Origin of the sequence: Streptomyces sp. DH37 (assembly GCF_029813835.1) — a bacterium.
Taxonomy (GTDB): Bacteria; Actinomycetota; Actinomycetes; order Streptomycetales; family Streptomycetaceae; genus Streptomyces.
The window spans coordinates 1-257 of sequence record NZ_JARVKV010000264.1 but is presented as its reverse complement, the minus strand read 5'-3'; the positions used below and the strand labels follow the sequence as shown (position 1 = coordinate 257).

General features: G+C 60.7%; 1 rRNA gene. It reads right to left on the bottom strand.

Annotated elements, in window-relative coordinates:
* Positions 1 to 257: ribosomal RNA gene (locus tag QC029_RS31495) — 23S ribosomal RNA — on the bottom strand; the annotation flags it as partial.

Genomic DNA, 257 nt, shown 5'->3' with positions numbered 1-257 from the left:
CACCATTCCCTCACGGTACTATCCGCTATCGGTCACCAGGGAATATTTAGGCTTAGCGGGTGGTCCCGCCAGATTCACACGGGATTTCTCGGGCCCCGTGCTACTTGGGTGTCTCTCAGACGAGCCGCCGATGTTTCGGCTACGGGGGTCTTACCCTCTACGCCGGGCCTTTCGCATGCCCTTCGCCTACATCAACGGTTTCTGACTCGCCCAGCCGCCGGCAGACGACTGATCAGAGATCCCACAACCCCGCCCAC